Origin of the sequence: Reyranella sp. (genome assembly GCF_050185545.1) — a bacterium.
Classification (GTDB): domain Bacteria; phylum Pseudomonadota; class Alphaproteobacteria; order Reyranellales; family Reyranellaceae; genus Reyranella.
In genome coordinates this window covers 1-15,161 of record NZ_JBFWZI010000062.1, presented here as the reverse complement: position 1 = coordinate 15,161, position 15,161 = coordinate 1, and the positions used below count along the sequence as shown (strand labels likewise).

15 protein-coding genes are annotated in these 15,161 nt (G+C 66.4%); 7 read left to right on the top strand and 8 right to left on the bottom strand.

Annotated features, from left to right (window positions below; genetic code table 11):
• Positions 1–52: 52 nt before the first annotated feature.
• From AB7O82_RS17975 to AB7O82_RS17960, 4 genes are all read right to left on the bottom strand, one after another.
• A complete protein-coding gene (locus tag AB7O82_RS17975; RefSeq protein WP_428543745.1) occupies positions 53–769 on the bottom strand; it encodes a response regulator transcription factor in 717 nt (238 codons plus the stop codon).
• 197 nt (positions 770–966) lie between these two features.
• Positions 967–2,430, bottom strand: coding sequence for a DUF294 nucleotidyltransferase-like domain-containing protein (locus tag AB7O82_RS17970; RefSeq protein ID WP_428543743.1), 1,464 nt, complete (start codon positions 2,428–2,430; stop codon positions 967–969).
• A gap of 4 nt (positions 2,431–2,434) precedes the next feature.
• Complete coding sequence (locus AB7O82_RS17965; protein WP_428619895.1) at positions 2,435–3,097, bottom strand: 3'-5' exonuclease; 663 nt, start codon at positions 3,095–3,097, stop codon at positions 2,435–2,437.
• Positions 3,094–3,702, bottom strand: coding sequence for a hypothetical protein (locus AB7O82_RS17960; RefSeq protein WP_428543739.1), 609 nt, complete (start codon positions 3,700–3,702; stop codon positions 3,094–3,096). Before AB7O82_RS17960 ends, AB7O82_RS17965 begins: the two co-directional genes overlap by 4 nt.
• 214 nt (positions 3,703–3,916) lie before the next feature.
• Between AB7O82_RS17960 and AB7O82_RS17955 the strand changes: the two genes are divergently transcribed.
• The 4 genes from AB7O82_RS17955 (at position 3,917) to AB7O82_RS17940 (ending at position 6,889) form a co-directional block, all read left to right on the top strand.
• Positions 3,917–4,183, top strand: coding sequence for a DUF4212 domain-containing protein (locus AB7O82_RS17955; RefSeq protein ID WP_428543737.1), 267 nt, complete (start codon positions 3,917–3,919; stop codon positions 4,181–4,183).
• Positions 4,184–4,198: 15 nt separating this feature from the next.
• Complete coding sequence (locus AB7O82_RS17950; RefSeq protein ID WP_428543735.1) at positions 4,199–6,004, top strand: sodium:solute symporter family protein; 1,806 nt, start codon at positions 4,199–4,201, stop codon at positions 6,002–6,004.
• A 250-nt stretch (positions 6,005–6,254) separates the two neighbouring features.
• The gene (locus AB7O82_RS17945) at positions 6,255–6,572 is read left to right on the top strand and encodes a YggT family protein (protein WP_428543733.1); all 318 of its coding nucleotides are present in this window, start codon (positions 6,255–6,257) and stop codon (positions 6,570–6,572) included.
• Positions 6,573–6,577: 5 nt separating this feature from the next.
• Complete coding sequence (locus AB7O82_RS17940; protein WP_428543731.1) at positions 6,578–6,889, top strand: hypothetical protein; 312 nt, start codon at positions 6,578–6,580, stop codon at positions 6,887–6,889.
• A gap of 45 nt (positions 6,890–6,934) precedes the next feature.
• On the opposite strand, the gene AB7O82_RS17935 is transcribed toward AB7O82_RS17940, so the two are convergent.
• A complete protein-coding gene (locus tag AB7O82_RS17935) occupies positions 6,935–7,222 on the bottom strand; it encodes a hypothetical protein (RefSeq protein ID WP_428543729.1) in 288 nt (95 codons plus the stop codon).
• Positions 7,223–7,340: 118 nt separating this feature from the next.
• Here AB7O82_RS17935 and AB7O82_RS17930 point away from each other — a divergent pair, with 118 nt between their 5' ends.
• From AB7O82_RS17930 to ppa, 3 genes are all read left to right on the top strand, one after another.
• Positions 7,341–7,715, top strand: coding sequence for a hypothetical protein (locus AB7O82_RS17930; RefSeq protein WP_428543727.1), 375 nt, complete (start codon positions 7,341–7,343; stop codon positions 7,713–7,715).
• A 107-nt stretch (positions 7,716–7,822) separates the two neighbouring features.
• Positions 7,823–9,499 carry an MFS transporter gene (locus tag AB7O82_RS17925; RefSeq protein ID WP_428543725.1) on the top strand — a complete coding sequence of 559 codons (1,677 nt, stop codon included), beginning with the start codon at positions 7,823–7,825 and terminating at the stop codon, positions 9,497–9,499.
• A gap of 113 nt (positions 9,500–9,612) precedes the next feature.
• Positions 9,613–10,164, top strand: coding sequence for an inorganic diphosphatase (ppa, locus tag AB7O82_RS17920; protein WP_428543723.1), 552 nt, complete (start codon positions 9,613–9,615; stop codon positions 10,162–10,164).
• A gap of 2 nt (positions 10,165–10,166) precedes the next feature.
• On the opposite strand, the gene AB7O82_RS17915 is transcribed toward ppa, so the two are convergent.
• From AB7O82_RS17915 to AB7O82_RS17905, 3 genes are all read right to left on the bottom strand, one after another.
• On the bottom strand, positions 10,167–12,344 hold the full coding sequence (locus AB7O82_RS17915; protein WP_428619902.1) for an amylo-alpha-1,6-glucosidase: 2,178 nt from the start codon (positions 12,342–12,344) through the stop codon (positions 10,167–10,169).
• A gap of 219 nt (positions 12,345–12,563) precedes the next feature.
• Positions 12,564–13,592 carry a glycosyltransferase family 4 protein gene (locus AB7O82_RS17910; protein ID WP_428556193.1) on the bottom strand — a complete coding sequence of 343 codons (1,029 nt, stop codon included), beginning with the start codon at positions 13,590–13,592 and terminating at the stop codon, positions 12,564–12,566.
• 6 nt (positions 13,593–13,598) lie between these two features.
• Positions 13,599–14,843: a glycosyltransferase gene (locus AB7O82_RS17905; RefSeq protein ID WP_428556196.1), complete on the bottom strand. Its 1,245-nt coding sequence runs from the start codon at positions 14,841–14,843 to the stop codon at positions 13,599–13,601.
• Positions 14,844–15,161: the final 318 nt, after the last annotated feature.

Sequence of the window (15,161 nt, the reverse complement as noted above, 5' to 3'; positions counted from 1 at the left end):
AGCGCCATCGGAGTGGCGCGCTCCCAGCGCATGACGTGTTCTTTCGGCAATGTCAGGCCGGCGGCAGCGCCAGGTTGCGGGCCTCGATGACCGCCTGGGTGCGCGAGCGCACGCCGAGCTTGCGCAGGATCACGGTGACGTGGGCCTTCACCGTGGCCTCGCCGACCCCGAGCTTGTAGGCGATCTGCTTGTTCTGGTCGCCGTGCACCATGAGGGCCAGCACGCGCCACTGCTGCGGCGTGAGCTGGGCGGCACGCTGGGCAAACGAGTCGACCGGCGCCGACTCGGGTGGTGCGAACACCTCGCCGTCGAGCACGGCGCGCACGATGGCGGCGATCTCCTCCAGGGCGGCCGACTTGTCGATGTAGGCCGAGGCGCCGAACTCGAAGGCGCGGCGTATCGTGGCGGCCTCGCGGACCGCCGACACCACGATGATCGGAACCGTCGGGTGCTCCGAGCGCAGCAGCGCCAGCCCGGTCAGCCCATCCATGCCCGGCATGTCGAGGTCGAGCAGCACGGCATCGGTCTCGGGCTCGGCCTCGAGAACGGCGCGCGCTTGCGCCAAGGTCGCGGCCAGCGAGATCCTCGCGCCGGGGAAGGTCTGGCCGAGCGACGAGGCGAGGGCATCCCGCACCATCGGATGGTCATCGGCGATCAGGAAGGATGGGACCTCCACCATGACGCGAGCTTGACGCTCTCCCCGGCGGATGGTCAAGGCGCGCGCCGGGCTGCGGTGCATCGGCACGGCGAAGCGGATGCGAAGTGGCACATCTCGATTTCCTCCCCCGTCATCGCGGGAGGTGCCCCCGAAGGGGGCGGAGGGGGAGAGCGTCACGCGAGGTTCATGAAGTTCCGACGTCGGAATCTCACTGCTCTCGTCTGGGGCCTTCCCCTCTCCGCCCCGTATGACGGGGTACCTCTCCCGTAGGACGGAGGAGGATTGGAGATGTCGCGCGCCACGTCCTCTCAGGAACCCGCCGGCGCCAGTGGACGATTGGCCAGCGCCTCGTGAACCAACTCGGGCGCACCGGCGGCCACCGCCAGCGCCTCGCGCAGACGCGAGGTTGCCCGTCGGCCGAGCCGCTTCGGCTCGACCTGGTTGTCCGCCGGTCGCTGGCCGGCGATGTCGGCCAGCTGCTGGTCGAGAATGGCGTCGACGATCACGCCGCGGGCCTCGATCAGGCTCTGCGCCGTGTCGCGGCCGAAGGCGCCTTTCGTTGCCGCGTCGACGAGGCGCTGGTCGGTCGCAGTCGCGGTGCAGGTCCAGGCGAGGGCCGCTACCCGTGCGCCTCCGACGATCGGGCGCAGGCCGACGCGCTTGAGATCGATGCGGCCCTTGCTGGTGCGCAGGCGGCCGAGCAGATCGGTGGCGCTTGGTATGTCCTCGCCGGCCGCAGCCAGCAGGCGCAGAAAAACGGGGGAGCGGGCGGCGGCGCGGGTGGCATGCTCGCGCAAGACACCGGAGAGGCGACGTTCACCCAGCACGGCCACGAAGTCATAGAAGATGTCGACCCCGAGAAGGGCTTCGGGCTGGGGCCGCGCGATCCAGCCGTCGACCTTCGCCAGCCACCCGTCGAGGGAGAGGCGGTAGGCCGGGTTGCGGGCCATGACGCCGCCCTTGCAGAAGGGCACGCCGGCCTCGTCGAGCAGAACGTTCAGACGCTCGCTGAACCTGGCGAACCAGGCATCGTCGGCGGGGCTGCCCTCGTGGATGAGCGCGTTGTCCTGGTCTGGCACCAGCAGCGATTCGCCGCGTCCCGCCGATCCCAGCACGAGAAGGCACCACGGCGCCGGCGCCTCACCCTGCCCAGCCGAGATCATGTCGGCCAGGGCCAGTTCGCCGGCTCGCGCCGTCAAATCGCGCGTGATGGCGGCGATCACGGCCGATGCCTGGGCACCGCTGACATCCTCGCGACGCAGCGCCTGGACCAGTGCCGGCAGCTTGCCGTGCACCGCGCGCAGCGCGGCGCCGTCGGTGGCGCCGGCGATCTCGTCGCCGAGCGTCAGGGCGAGAGAGGCGCGCTGCTTCAACAGCGACCCGGTCGTCAGCATGCCGATCGGCCGGTCGTCGTCGTCGACCACCGGCAGATGGCGCACCCCGAGCCGCGCCATGCGGGCGAGCGCCCGGTACACCAGCGCGTCGGCCTCGATGCCGTGCACCGGCGCCGACATGACCTTCGACACCGGCTCGCCGAGCCTGTGCGGTCCGTCGGCGATCAGGCGCATCACGTCGCGCTCGGTCAGGATGCCGGCCAGCCGGCCCTCGCCATCGAGCACGATCACCGAGCTGGCGCCGCGCTCGCTCATCTGGCGCACGGCGTCGGCGATCGTGTCCGCGGGCGCGACGGTCAAAGGCGGCGAGGACATCAGCTCCTGCGCACGATGGCGGAAGGGAAACGAGTCCAGGCGCTCGACGGCCTCGGTGTCCATGGTGTCAGCGCCTGGGCGAGCGATGGGCGGCGATCGCACCGCCGAAAGTGCCGCGACCCTGGCCGATCAGCCGGTGCGCCAGTACGACGAACAGGTCGGCCGCCCGGCGGGCGTCGCCCGCCGCGCTGTGACGTTGCCCCTTCGGCTCGATGCCGAGATGGGCGAGGACGACGTCGAGGTCCAAGTGGTCGGTCGGATGCCCGAGAGCCGCGGCGAGGTTCGCCGTGTCGAAGCTCGGAGGTTCGCGCCAGGGCAGGCGTCGCCGCGCCGCCTCGCGACCCAGGATCGCGAGGTCGAACGTGACATGATGGCCGACCACGACGGCGTCGGTGACGCTCGCTGCGATCCTCGCGAAAGCATCGGCGAAAGACGGTGCTCCGGCGAGTTGCCTGCTGTCGAGGCCGTGTATCGCCACGGCGCGCGACGGGATGTCGATGCCGGGATCGATCAGCAGGTCGAGTTCCGGCTGCGGCGAAACGCGCAATCCCGGCTCGATGCGGATGGCGGCGAACGAGACGATGCGGTCGCGGCGCGGGTCGAGCCCCGTCGTCTCGCAGTCGATCGCTACCATGGGCAGCCGCTCGAGCGGCGTATGCACGGCGCCGCTCCACACCGCGTGCGAAACGCCGCGGCGAAGGTAGCGGGCCATCGACTCGACGAAGTTCATCGCGGTTCGGCAGCGATCTCGTCACGCACCGGCGCGACGACCAGCAGACGCCTCAGGCGATCGTAGAAGGCGATCAGGCCGAAGGCGAAGGCATTGGACAGCACCATGCGATTCTCGATCGGATCGCGCGGCGCGAACGGCAACGTCGCGAACACGGTGGCTCCGGTCGCCTCGGCATAGGCCTGCGGGTTGGCCGGCCCGTCGGGACGCGATGCCAGGCGCTCCCGCAGGGCGGCGATTTCGGCGTCCCATCCCTGACTGCGATGCTCGGGCGGAGGGTGAGCGGCCAGGATCGTGGCGTAGAGATTGCCCAGGCAGGAATCGAGCCGGGCGCGTGGTACCGCGGGACCCTGCAACAGGGCGTGAGCGAGCGTGATCATGTCGGCGAGGGTGAGGGCAAAGCCTTCCCAGCGCGACACCGCCAGCTTGGCCTGGAAGCGCGGATCGTCGAAGGCCTGGGCGCTGAGGCTGCCGAGCTCATTGCGGCTGAAATCAATCACCGAGCGCTGGGCGAGGTAGGACGCCTCGTCCTCGACCAGTTGCTGCAACGCAGCAAGGGTACGTACCTTCGGTCTCGGCAGGAACGCCTTGAAGAAAGACAGCATCGTTCGATCCACACCTTCGACTTTAGTCGTATGGCAGCGACCTGCAGTCGCACGTACCCTCACAGCATAAGAAGAAGTGGGTGCGCCGTACCACGGCGACCGGGGAGGACAAAGCAGCTTATGCACTGCAGGTCCGCAATCGCCACCGCCGCGAGCCGGCTCGCCGGCGCCTGCGATCGCCCCTGCCAAGCACAGACAACCAGGAGGAGATCGAATGGCCGACAAACTCGACGCTGCGCGCATGCAGGCGTACTGGAGCAAAACCTCGCGCCTGATGTGGACCATCTTCGCGCTCTGGCTCTTCTTCAGCTTCTTCATCCACCTGTTCGCGGTCCAGCTCAATGCCATCAAGATCCTGGGCTTTCCGCTCGGCTTCTACATGGCGGCCCAGGGCTCCCTGATCGCCTTCGTCGTGCTGTGCGTCTGGAACGCCGTCGCGCAGAACAAGATCGACGAAGAATTCGGCGTCCAGGAAGACTGACCGGGGAGAACTGACATGGCCAACTCCAAGACCGCCGGCGAGGGCGGATTCCTCGGCAATCTCGGCAAGATCTACGGCGGCTACGCCGGCGGGTTCATCGTCTTCACGCTGATCCTCGCGGTGCTCGAGCAGATGGGCGTGCCGAACAAGATCATCGGCTACTGCTTCGTGTTCCTGACCATCGGCGTCTACGCCTATATCGGCATCCTGTCGCGTACGATGGACTTGTCTGAGTACTACGTCGCCGGCCGCAAGGTGCCGGCGCTGTACAACGGCATGGCCACCGGTGCCGACTGGATGAGCGCCGCCTCGTTCATCTCGATGGCGGGGGGCATCTATCTCGGCGGTTACAACGCCTTGGGCTACGTGCTGGGATGGACCGGCGGCTACGTGCTGGTCGGCATCTTGCTGGCGCCGTACCTGCGCAAGTTCGGCCAGTTCACGGTTCCCGACTTTCTGGGGGCGCGTTACGAGGGCAATGGCGCCAGGCTGTGCGGCGTGATCGTGCTGTTCTGCGCCTCGTTCACCTACATCGTCGCCCAGTGCTTCGGCATCGGCATCATCACCGCGCGCTTCCTCGGCATCCCGTTCGAGGTGGCGATTTTCGTTGGCCTTCTGGGCATCCTGGTGTGCTCGATGCTGGGCGGCATGCGCGCGGTCACCTGGACCCAGGTCGCCCAGTACATCATCCTCATCATCTCGTACCTTGTGCCCGTGGTCTGGCTGTCGACCAAGCTCTACGGCGTGCCGATCCCCGAGCTGACCTACGGCCAGGCGCTTCAGCAGATCACCGAGCTCGAGAACAAGCTCGGCGTCACCAAGCACTTCACCGACGCCTTCACCAACGCCAAGGGCGAGTTCACCTGGGTCGAGTTCAACAACTTCTGGGCCCTGGTGCTCTGCCTGATGATCGGAACGGCCTCGCTGCCGCACATCCTGATGCGTTACTTCACGACGCCGAGCGTCCGCGAAGCGCGCAACTCGGTGGCCTGGTCGATCTTCTTTATCTTCCTCCTGTACTTCACGGCGCCGGCCTATGCCGCGTTCGCGAAGCTCGAGGTCTATCAGAACGTGATCGGCCAGCCGATCGCGCAGCTTCCGGCATGGGTCCAGAACTGGTCCCAGGTCGGCGGCCTGCTGACCATCAAGGACGCCAACAGCGACGGCGTGCTCCAGCTCTCGGAGTTCATCATCAACCAGGACATCATCGTCCTGTCGATGCCGGAGATCGCCGGCCTGCCCTACGTGGTGTCGGGCCTGGTGGCCGCCGGTGGTCTCGCGGCGGCGCTGTCGACGGCCGACGGCCTTCTGCTGGCCATCGCCAACGCGCTGAGCCACGACGTCTACTACAAGATGATCGACCCCAAGGCGTCGTCCGCCCGCCGGCTGATCGTCGCTCGCGGCCTGCTGGTCGTCGTCGCGATCATTGCCGCGGCGGTCGCCGGAACCCGGCCGTCGGGCATCATCCAGATGGTGGCCTGGGCGTTCTCCCTGGCCGCTGCCGGCCTGTTCGCGCCGCTGGTGCTCGGCATCTGGTGGAAGCGCACTACAAAGATCGGGGCCATCACCGGCATGATGAGCGGCTTCGCGGTTTGCCTGTTCTACCTCGTCATGACCCGCTACGCGCCGGTGACCTTCAAGGACATGTTCGGCACCGACCTGTGGTTTGGCATCCGCAACATCTCGTCGGCGCTGTTCGGCCTGCCGGTGGCGTTCATCGTCACCTACGTCGTCAGCCTGATGACGCCCGAGCCGTCGAAGGAGATGCAGGACTTCGTCGACTCGATCCGAGTGCCAAAGGGCATCGTGGCGGCCACCTGAGCCCGGACGACCTCGTCTCGATCGGGAGCAGGACCCCGCCCGGGGTCCTGCTTCTGCAGGTGGGGCGCCCGGATTCCCATTGACCTCGCCTCTTTGCCGGGAGCGCGCCACTAATGGCGGAGTAACCTCCGCCACTAGTGGCGCGCTCCCGGCGAATGACACCCGAGGGACCTTCGTTCAATCGGCGAACTGATCGCCTTTCAGTTCGGGGCGATAGTGCTCTAGAGTTGGCCGACGGGGAGGCCGCCGCTTGGGATCGCAGGACATCTGGTGGAGCTACTGGTATTTCCACCTGCCGAACTACTTTTTGTCGCTGGTCTTCTACTGCCTGTTCGGCCGTTTCATCCTCGGCTTCTTTCTGCCGCCCGACAGCACCAACTACATCTACCGCTCGTTCCGTTGGCTGACGGAGTGGATCTACCGGCCGGTCGCCTTCATCACGCCCTCGGCGCTGCCAGGGGTACTGATCGCACCCGTTGCCGCATTCTGGGTCGTGGCGATTCGCGTGGTCCTCTTCATGGTATTGTACCAGTTCGGCTTGACGCCGCGCCCGCAACCGGCGGGTTAACCGGCATGGACCGCAATTTCCTGCTCTTCGGCGTGATCGGCATCAGTATTCTCAATGGGCTGTTCTCGCCCTACCTCGCCATCGCCATTCCCATTGCAGCGGTGCTGATGCCGGAGGTTTTCCCGCGTTCGGTCGGCTGGGTCCTGTTCTTCAGCTCGTTGCTGGTGGCGTCGGCGACGCTGCTGATTGCGGGGGTCCCGGCTGCGCTCTACGAGCGCCTGGCCGGCCACGACCGCGGCGGGATTGTCGCCATGGCGATCTGGCTGGCCGGCGCGGCACTGCTCGCCTTTCCGGCGTTCCGTCATCTCGCGGGGTGAACTGCAGCGAACCGCCGTGATCCTTGGGCGCGTCCGGCGCGCGGCCTAGAACACGACCTTGAAGCTGCCGTCGCTCTGTTTCTGGGCGATGCACTGGAAGAGCTGCTTTTTGCCGTCGAGCTCATAGGGGATGTTGACCCGGATCTCCTCCTCGCCCGTCGAGCCGGCAATCTTGGAATTCTCCTGGTCAGCGAAGGCGGCCTTGCCGATCTTGGGATCCTTCTTGGCCGAGTCCAGACAGGCTTCGTAGGCGAGCTTGTCCTGGCTGCTCGAGGATTTGCCGCAGGCCGCAAGCGCAAGGGCCGCCGCCGCGGCCAAAGCCAGCTTTCTCACGCCGTCCATCGTCGATCCCCCCGCATTCACGGTCTTTTGTCGCGCAACGCTAGAGCGATTGCCGGGCGGCGGCAACGCGACGTTGGTCGAACGCAGCCTGCGCGCTATGGTCGCGGCCATGACCTACGACGACATCAGGCGGTGCGCCGACCTGTCGGTGCGACGCGGTTGTGGCTTCGCTCTCATCGCGGTGGTGACGGCGATGGTCGGGTTCTCGAGCGAGCCGTGGATCGCCGTCCGGTCCGGCGCGGTCTTCGTGCTGATCGCTGCGGTGGTGCTGTTCTGGAAGGGGTGGCACGCGCGCAAGCGCAACTACAGGCACACCGAGGTTTGGCTGATGATAGAGGATGCACCGGCTCTGCCGCGCGAGCGGTTGCAGGGCATGATCGGCGGTGCGCTGGCCGACGCCTACTTCGACCACGCCCGCCTTGCTGCCTACGTGGCGCTCGCCTTGAGCGGCATCAGCCTGCTGGTCGGGGGCCCACACCAGTAACCTCAGACCTAAGTCGAACGACCTTGGTCCAATTGCGCGCGAACCGCGCCACGGCATACACGCGAGACAAGCATAGGTGCGAGTCTCGTCATCAACCGTGGGAGTGAATGCGCATGACAATGATTGCGGTAGCGGGCGCCGGACCAAGGCGACCGATGACCCGGGAGGAGCGAAAAGTCATCATCGCCTCCTCCGTCGGCACTGTCTTCGAATGGTATGATTTCTATCTCGCAGGCTCTCTCGCCGCGAACATCAGCGCCAACTTCTTCTCGGGTGTGAACCCGACGGCGGCGTTCATCTTCACGCTCCTGGGCTTTGCCGCAGGCTTCGCCGTGCGGCCCTTCGGCGCCCTCTTCTTCGGCAGCCTGGGCGATCTGATCGGCCGCAAGTACACCTTCCTCGTCACCATGACCCTGATGGGCATTGCGACATTCGGCGTCGGTCTGCTGCCGAGCTATGCCGCCATCGGCATCGCAGCGCCCGTGCTGTTCATCGCCTGCCGTCTCGTCCAGGGCCTGGCGCTGGGCGGCGAGTATGGCGGCGCGGCGACCTACGTCGCCGAGCATGCGCCGCAGGACCGCCGCGGCTTCTACACTTCGTGGATCCAGACCACCGCCACGGTCGGCCTGTTCCTGTCGCTGCTCGTCATCCTCGGCTTGCGCCTGTCGCTCTCTGCGGAGCAGTTCGCCGACTGGGGCTGGCGCGTGCCGTTCCTGCTGTCGATCCTGCTGCTCGGCGTGTCGATCTGGATCCGCCTGCAGCTGCAGGAGTCGCCCGCCTTCCAGCGCATCAAGGAGGAGGGCAAGCACTCCAAGGCCCCGTTGCGCGAGGCGTTCGGCACCTGGAGGAATGCCAAGATTGCCCTGTTCGCCCTGCTCGGTGGCACCGCCGGCCAGGCCGTGGTGTGGTACACGGGCCAGTTCTACGCCCTGTTCTTCCTCACCCAGACGCTCAAGCTCGACGGAACGACGTCCAATATCGTCATCGCCGCCTCGCTGGCGATCGGCACGCCGTTCTTCGTGTTCTTCGGCTGGCTGTCCGACAAGATCGGCCGCAAGCCGATCATCCTTGCCGGCTGCCTGCTCGCCGTCGTGACCTATTTCCCGCTGTTCGGGGCGCTCACCAACGCGGTGAATCCGCAGCTCGAGCGCGCGCTCGCGTCGGCACCGGTGACCGTGGTGGCCGATCCCGGCGAGTGCTCGTTCCAGTTCAACCCGACCGGGACGGCGAGCTTCACCACCTCGTGCGACATCGCCAAGTCGTTCCTCGCTCGCAACGCGGTGAACTACTCGAACGAGACGGCCGCTCCCGGCACGCCGGCGCAGATCAGGATCGGCGACAAGGTCGTTGCCTCCTTCGACAAGGCGAAGGCGGGGACCGAGGGCGCCGCCAGGGAGAAGGCGTTCAACGCCGAGGCGACCGCAGCGATCCGCGCCGCCGGCTATCCCGCCTCCGCCGACAAGGCCAATGTAAACATGCCGGTGGTGATCGCCATCCTGACGATCCTGGTGATCTACGTGACCATGGTCTACGGGCCGATCGCCGCCATGCTGGTCGAACTGTTCCCGACCCGCATCCGCTACTCCGGCATGTCGCTGCCGTACCATATCGGCAACGGCTGGTTCGGCGGCTTCCTGCCTCCGACAGCCTTCGCCATCGTGGCGGCGACCGGCAACATCTACTCCGGCCTGTGGTATCCGATCGTGGTCGCCGCGATGACCTTCATCCTCGGCCTGCTGTTCGTGCCGGAGACCAAGGATCGCGATATCTACAAGGAAGACTGACCGGGTGCGCCCCTGCGGCGCACCGAAGCCGGCGGTTCCTTTCGGGCCGCCGGTTTTCTTTTGCCCGGGCGGGAGGCATTCTGCCGATCCCCCAGCCGACCAGGAACTAACTCATGAACCTCGATGCCATCGCCATCGGTCACCTGCCGCCCGAGGACGTCAATACCGTCATCGAGGTTCCGATCGGCGGCGAGCCGATCAAGTACGAGATGGACAAGGCGGCCGGCACACTGGTTGTCGACCGGTTCCTCTACACGCCGATGCGCTATCCGGGAAACTACGGCTTCGTGCCGCACACCCTGTCGGACGACGGCGATCCGATCGACGTGCTAGTGGCCAACACCCGGCCCATCATTCCGGGCGCGATCATGAACGTCAGGCCGATCGGCGTCCTGCGCATGGAGGACGACGGTGGCGGCGACGAGAAGATCATTGCCGTGCCGTCGGCGCGCATCACCCAGCGCTACGTCGGAGTCAGGTCGGCCGCGGACCTGCCCGAGATCACGCGGCACCAGATCGAGCACTTCTTCGTCCACTACAAGGACCTCGAGCCCGGCAAGTGGGTCAAGCTGCTGGGCTGGGGCGACGTCGAGGAAGCGCGCCGCCTCATCGTCGAAGCGATCGAGCGGGCGAAGGCTCGGCGACCGGCGAGGGCTGGCGCTTGAGGTCAGGACAGGTCCACGCGGATATTGCCGCGGCGTTCGGTTACCTCCACCGCGAGCTCGGAATTGCTGCGACGAAGGGCGATGTCGACCGAGGAGTCGCCGAGCGAGATGCGGCGCAGCGAGACGTCGTCGAGGAAGTCGGGCAGCAGGGGGGCGTCGAGGATGACCGACCCGCGCGAGGTATCGAAGCCCAGACCCAGGCAGGATTGCAGTAACGACACCGGCGTGGCGGTAGCCCACGCCTGGGGTGCGCAGGCAACCGGGTAGAAGGTCGGTCCATGGCTGCGCCGGCGCGGAAATCCGCAGAACAACTCGGGCAGCCGGTGTAGCTCGATATAGCGCGACGCGGCAAAAAGCCCGGCGAAGATTCGCGCGGCAGAGTGGCGGAAACCATAGCGCGCGAAACCGGCCGCGATAAGGGCATTGTCGTGCGGCCACACGGAGCCATTGTGGTAGCTCATGGGGTTGTACCGCGGCTCGCCTGTGGCGAGCGTGCGTACTCCCCAACCCGAGAAGAAGCTGGGGCCGGACAGGCACTTGACGACCTGTTCGGCGCGCTCGGGGAGGGCAATTCCGGTGAACAGCGCATGGCCTGCATTGGAGGCGCGCACGCGACACGGCTTCTTGCCCCCGTCGAGGGCCAGGACGTAGCTGCCCATCGCCTCGTCGAAGAATACGGCATCGAATTGTCGCCGCAGTCGTTCGGCGCGCTCGGCATGCTTCGTGGCTGCGTCGTCGTCGCCGAGGCGGCGTGCAATTGCCGCGGCCGCCCGCCACGCGCCGAAGGCGTAGGCCTGGACCTCGACGAGGGCGACTGGCCCTTCGGCGAGGCGGCCGTCGGCGTGGAAGATCGAATCCTTGCTGTCCTTCCAGCCCTGATTGACGAGACCCGTGTCGCTCTGTCGGTGATACTCGATGAAGCCGTCGCGATCGCGATCGCCCGACTCATCCATCCAGCGCAGCGCCGCGATGATGTTCGGCCACAGCGCACGCAAGGTGTCGACATCGGCCGTGCGCTCGAGATAGGCGCCAGCCAGCATGACGAACAATGGTGTCGAATCGACGCTGCCGTAGTAGCGGCGGAAGGGCACCTCGCCCAGGAGCGCCATCTCTCCGCTGCGGGTCTCGTGCAGGATCTTGCCAGGCTCGGCGTCCGACGGCGCATCGAAGTCGGTCGCCTGATGGCGCGCCAGGTGGCGCAGGACGCCCCGGGCGATCGCGGGGTCGAGCCACAAGGTCTGCAGGGCCGTGATGAGCGAGTCGCGGCCGAAGACGGTGCTGAACCACGGGATGCCGGCATAGGGAAATGGCCCGTCCTCGGTTTCGGTGACGAGCATGTAGAGATCGGAAACGGCGCGGCGCCAGGCCTCGGTGAAGGTCGTGTTGGTGCTCACCGCGACGGGCGTGCGCGAGGCGGAGAGGCGCATGGCGCGGCGCGCCCGTCGCAGAGCCGGCAGGAAGGCATCCACCTGCACCTGGCTTCGCGGGTGCTCCCCTGTCGTGCACTCGACGGTGAGATCGATGACCCGGGTCTCGCCGGGCAGCAGCGCCAGGTGGAACATGGCGCTGTTTGCCGTGAGGCTCTGAACCGGAGCGCCAAAGCGCAGCACAGAGCGACGTCGCTGCCCGTCGAGACCAGTGTAGCCCAGCTCCACGGCATGCCTGTCGACGAAAGAGCTGTCGTGCTTGCCGCGCCGTTCGCGCCGCGTGCCGCGCACCTCGAAAAGGTCGGCAAAGTCGGCGGCGAAGGAAAGACCCAGGCGCAGGTTCTGCGCAGTCGTGCCGAAGTGGCGGAGGGCCAGGCGCTCGTGGCACGTCGAGTTCCACAGAAAGCGCAGACGGTGGAGGTGAATCACGTCGTGCTCGAGAAGCAGCCGTCCGTCGGGGGCATAGAGATCGGGGTTCGTCAAGTCACAGGTAAGCAGCGCGTTGTCATCGCGAACGGTCGAGGAAAGCAGGATGGGCAGCTGCTCATTGAGCGTAAGCAGGAAGTGCGAGAGATGGCGCGTGTCGCGATAGAACAGGCCTTCGGGACTTCCGGGCCCCGCGATGGCATCGCCGCTGGGATTGAAGATGCCGAACGAATCGGCATGCTTCAGGGTACGCGGGCGTCGTTCGGCGAGCGAGGCAGCGGCAGGGATGAAAAACTCAGCTGCCGGCAAATCCTGTCCGCCCCGCATGAAAGCATGGATCGTGCTGCCGGCGCTGGGGTTCACGGAGCAGTCTCCCTTCGATCGCCGTTCACCTCGCGGCGATTTGCTATCCATGAGCGGGAGACTTGTCCCACGAGCCAAACCCCCGACGACATACTTGGCACATAATTAAACGCCGGTGGAACCATCCGGTTCCGCGAAAGTGCTTGAGACCTGCAATGCAAGCACTGCAATTCACGAGAAGGGTCACGGACGTGTCATCAGCCCTTCATAGAGGCGCAGGTAGTCCCGGGCCATGCGCCGGGCGCCGAAGCGCTGTTCGAAACGGGCGCGCACGTGATGCCGGTCGAGCTCACTCAGGCGAGCGACAGCATGGATCGCTTCCGCTTCGCCGTTGACGATGAAGCCGGTCACGCCGTCGTCGACCACTTCGGGCACCGAGCCCGATCGGAAGGCGATGACCGGCGTGCCGCAGGCCATCGCCTCGATCATCACCAGGCCGAAGGGTTCGGGCCAGTCGATCGGAAACAGCAGCGCGGCGGCGCCGGCGAGAAATCGTTGCTTGGCCTCGTCGGCGACCTCGCCGATCAGCTGCACCTGGGAACCATCGATCCTGGGCTCGATTCGTTCCTTGAAGTAGGTCCGCTCGCCGCTCGGCACCTTTGCGGCGATCTGCAGGGTCCTTCCGGCCGCTCGAGCAATCCGGATGGCGGGCTCGGGCCCCTTGTCCCGCGTGAGCCGGCCCAGGAACGCCAGATACGACCCTGCCTCGAGCTGCGGCCGGAAAGCGTCGACCGGAAGGCCGTGATGGACGGTGCCCAGCCAGTTTGCCTCGCCAAGTGCCGCGCGCTGGTGATTCGATACCGAGACGAAGGCGGCGCCGGGAAATTGCCGGATGACATCGGCCAACCCCGGCATGTCCAGGCGCCCGTGCGTCGTGGTGAGATAGGGCACGCCCAGCCGGCTGAGCAAAGGCAACGGCAGCCAGTCGACGTGGCAGTGGATCACGTCGAAATCCGTGGCGCGGCGCGCGACCGCTTCGAGCAGCATCGCCGAGGGCGCCATCGGATCGGTGCGCGGTCGCCCGAGACGAAGGGCGCGCGGCCATGCGGGAACGAGTCTCGCCCGCGTGCGGGAATCGCCGCTGGCGAAGAGCGTCACGTCATGTCCCAGCGCCACCAGCTCCTCGACCAGCCAGGCGACGACCCGTTCGGTGCCGCCATACAGCTGCGGCGGGACGCTCTCGATCAACGGCGCGACCTGGGCGATGCGCATCGCCGCTCACATGCGCGCGCGAAGCCGGTAGCCCGCCAGCAGATCGAGCCAATCCTCGAGCAGCCGGCTCAGCAGGTAATTCTGGCGCACGCTCTCCCTGGCCTGCGCGCCGAGCCGCTCGCGCAACCTGGGGTCGCGCAGGATCTGCACGATGCGTTCCGCCGTCTCGTCGACCGTTCTCACGAGAAACCCGTTGTAGCCGTCGCGAATCTGGCGCCGGATGCCCCCGACATCGCCGCCGACCACCACCGCCCCCTTCCACATCGCTTCGGTCACGGTGAGTCCGAAGCCCTCTCGCGTGGACTTCTGCAGGATGACGGCCGCGCGGCGCTGCAGTGCATTCACCAGCAGCGGATCGTCGACGGTGAGCACGATCACGCGCTCATCGATCGACTGCATGACGGTCTCGAGAACGATCGAGCTCTCGGGGTCGTCGGAGGCGCTGCTGCCGACCAGGACCAGCGTGCAGTCGACCTGCTCGCGCACCTTGTGGAAAGCCTCGATGACTCCCATCGGGTCCTTCCAGCGGTCGAACCGGGATATCTGCACCACCAGCGGCCGATCCGTGGGCACCCTGTGGAGGGTCAGGCAGTCGCGGATCGCGTCGTCCGACATTTCCGCGTTCTTGGCCGAGAAGGGATTGATGGCAGGCGTGATGAAGTGCTGGTTGACGGCGAGATCCTGCGCGTATTCCGGCAGGGAGAGGATCGCGGCGTCATACTGCTCGACGAAACGGCGCAGATAGTTCCAGATCGCACCGTTGGGTTCCGTCAGGTCGATGTGGCATTGCCAGAGCCACGGCATCGCGCGTCCGGGAAAATGGGCCACCAGGGGAAGCGGTTGCGGATCGTGCACGATGACGGCATCGAACTCGCTGAGATGGAGCCGCGTCGAGTTCTCGAACACGACCTCCTCGTAGATGAGCCTGTCGGCCGGCGAAAACTCGATCATTTCACCTTGCAAGGCGTTGTGCAGTTTCTTCGTGCCATGGAAGAAGGTGGGCGTGCCCTGTATCAGCCGCCAGCCGGTCTCGATGCCGACCGCATTCATCATCAGGGTCAGTGGAGTCAGGATCTCGGTGACGCCGCCGCCGTAGAACGTCGAGCTGACATGGACGATGTGCGCGCCGCGCGCTCGCGCCGCCTTCGACAGGATGCGGTCGGTCGCCGCACGGCCGATCAGGGGCTCGTACAGTTCGAGGGGATAGAGACCAAGCGTCGCCTTCCCAACGTCCGGACCCGTTACCGACATCGCTGTCGCCCTTCCTCACGATCCATGTCGCCTACGCCGAGGTTCAGGGACAACCTTCCCGGATCGGCGAGGTTCCGCGATGGGCGCGGGGACGTTCGAGGCTCCGACGTGATCATCAGGTGACTGTCGCCACCGTACTGAAGCCGCGTGCAGGATGTGGCCCGCTTCGCGGATTCCGACCGGAATGTGTCCTAGCGCTTGAACATCCGCCGAACCTTGTCGGTGTCGTACGCGCGTTCTTCGAGCGAGGCCGGATCCCACTCGCTGCGTTCGGTGCCGAACAGGTCTCCGCCGTAAACGTGGATGGCCCCGGTTGGC